The 2060-nt window shown below is 47.9% G+C and carries 4 protein-coding genes; all 4 read right to left on the bottom strand.

What is annotated here, in order from left to right; all coding sequences use genetic code 11:
• Window positions 1–37: 37 nt before the first annotated feature.
• Window positions 38–226 carry a helix-turn-helix transcriptional regulator gene (locus BLO80_RS28700; RefSeq protein ID WP_371914592.1) on the bottom strand — a complete coding sequence of 63 codons (189 nt, stop codon included), beginning with the start codon at window positions 224–226 and terminating at the stop codon, window positions 38–40.
• Window positions 226–306 (bottom strand): type II toxin-antitoxin system RelE/ParE family toxin, encoded by an 81-nt coding sequence (locus BLO80_RS28695; protein ID WP_092205079.1) that lies wholly within the window; start codon window positions 304–306, stop codon window positions 226–228. Before BLO80_RS28695 ends, BLO80_RS28700 begins: the two co-directional genes overlap by 1 nt.
• Window positions 307–424: 118 nt before the next feature.
• A complete protein-coding gene (locus BLO80_RS28690; RefSeq protein WP_092334440.1) occupies window positions 425–979 on the bottom strand; it encodes a hypothetical protein in 555 nt (184 codons plus the stop codon).
• A gap of 245 nt (window positions 980–1224) precedes the next feature.
• On the bottom strand, window positions 1225–1815 hold the full coding sequence (locus tag BLO80_RS28685; RefSeq protein WP_092334442.1) for a hypothetical protein: 591 nt from the start codon (window positions 1813–1815) through the stop codon (window positions 1225–1227).
• Window positions 1816–2060 lie beyond the last annotated feature (245 nt).

Below are 2060 nucleotides of genomic sequence, written 5' to 3'. Positions count from 1 at the left end.
TGGGTTATATGTGGTCCCTGTGGCCGCTTTGGGAACATCAAGAAGAAAAGGGGACAGATTTATTTTCGATGCATGCCTTGAAAAATAAATCTGTCTCCTTTTCCTGGCTCAGGGTCGAAGAGGCCACACCAAGCTTTTCTGCCAGCTCACGCCCGCTGATACTGTTCGGCTCCAGATAGATCTCGGTAATGAACTCACCAGGATGGGGCGGGTTGTGCAAGTTCATCAATGATAATCCTCGTAGTCCAAGACATAAGCATTTCCGTCGCGAAATTGAAATGTCAGGCGCCAGTTGCCGTTCGCCATGATCGACCAGCGTCCCGCGTATTTCTTCCTTGGGGGTACAGTCGAAAGCGGTGGATCGTCATGTTTTTGATCCTCAAGACATCGGGTCATCGCCCGCTCTAAGTCTGCCCCGCCCCTTTTACTTTGGAATAACGATCGGAATGATCATCGGCGAAGGCGGAGCTGGGGGGTTGATCATGCCTTCGCTTTTCACCACGGGCACTCCTTTGTTTTTGATCGCATCGAACAAGCGCTCCGTGGCCGCCGAATCAACATAACCGCCCTCATCAATAGACGCGCTCAGCGCCAACTGACGCCGCTCCTCGGTTAGCTGGAGCTGACTGGTACGAAAGAAGGTATGCAGGGCGACTTTTCTAAGCGCCGATAGCTCCACGTGGGCGATTTCGACATATTTCAGGGCTTTGGCATCCCATCCCTGCACATACAGGTCATTGGCGGTCAGTGCATAAGTGCAGAAATAGTAGGTGCCTGTGCTCGAACCGGGGGTTGAGATGATCACGGAACACCGGCCATGCTGAAGAATGGGGCCGGTCAGCTCTGGATAATCTTTGACCAGTTGAGTGGGGAACTGTATTCGGTCGTAGTAGACGGTGGCTTTGTCGTAAGGGGTGGTATTGCAGGCTGACAGAAGCAATGTCATGACCAGGAGGAGAGACGAGCCGAAATAGCGCATTGATAAATCCTTGTAAAAATTAAAAAATTTCGTTTACACAAAACTAGTTACACCCACGTGCCCTTGCTTGATCGGTGTTCGCAACTATCACCGTAGACCAAGACCAGCCCCTCTTCATTTTTCGCTTTCAGTTCAAGCGCTTATTCGCTAAGTAAGTGCCATTCAAATCTGTCCCCTTTTCCCGCAGGCATTGGAATAGATTTGTGGGGACCCCTCAGAATCTGTCCCCTTTTTCCACTGCGGAATTAGCAATCAGAAATCTCAATACAAAAAGACTGAGCGTGTATTTCCAAAGACATCCACCCGGGGCCGGGTGAAGCGTTAATCACCCCTTCCAGCAGATACTTTTCATTTGCTTGAACAACAGCCTCTTGCTTCCCAACCTCTTCAAAAAACTTGTTGCCCGAAGCTCTCCTATTACCAGAAGCGTACTCATGGATCTCTCTTTTGGCGAACGTTACTCCTGAAAATACAAACCAACACCCGCCCACATACTCATACAACGAATTTGACTTTTCGGATCCGCACTTATAAACACTACGTTCTCCATCACGAGAACGAGCCTTTAAACACCCTTCGTTCCTTTCCCATTCTACGTATTCAACCCCCTTTACCGGATCATACAAATAATGAAAAGGAAAGAGACTTTCCACTGCCCCATCCGTTTCACCATCTCCCTCAACAACCCTAACTCCTTGGGACTCCCTAAGAAGTCTGGCTTTTTTTATTATCAACCCCTTTTCGACAAAAACCCTTAAATCACTCTGACCAAAAGCCCACTCACCGTACGTACAATCAAACGTTACCAGCGTGTCAAAATTGATAGCAATTATCATTTTATCTTCTCTAGAATAATTGTTTTCATGCTGCCGAGATTCGTAATCGCGCTTCCATCCGTACGTAAAAATATATGCTCAGCAAAACGCGCATCCAAAGGACCGTCTTGAATAACCCGAAGTCCTAGCGATTCAAGATCCGTGGCGCTCGAGAAAAGGGGACAGATTTATTTTCCTGACCTAAATAAATCTGTCCCCTTTTTCATTCAAAAAAACACCCGCCCTCATCTATCCAAATCACTCCT

Source organism: Pseudomonas sp. NFACC56-3 (assembly GCF_900100025.1).
Classification (GTDB): Bacteria; Pseudomonadota; Gammaproteobacteria; order Pseudomonadales; family Pseudomonadaceae; genus Aquipseudomonas; species Aquipseudomonas fluorescens_AA.
This window is presented reverse-complemented; position numbering and strand designations above follow the sequence as displayed.

Coding starts and splice junctions, on each gene's coding strand:
- BLO80_RS28700 (WP_371914592.1), bottom strand. CDS start 226: ATGAACTTGCACAACCCGCCCCATCCTGGTGAGTTCATTACCGAGATC.
- BLO80_RS28690 (WP_092334440.1), bottom strand. CDS start 979: ATGCGCTATTTCGGCTCGTCTCTCCTCCTGGTCATGACATTGCTTCTG.
- BLO80_RS28695 (WP_092205079.1), bottom strand. CDS start 306: ATGGCGAACGGCAACTGGCGCCTGACATTTCAATTTCGCGACGGAAAT.
- BLO80_RS28685 (WP_092334442.1), bottom strand. CDS start 1,815: ATGATAATTGCTATCAATTTTGACACGCTGGTAACGTTTGATTGTACG.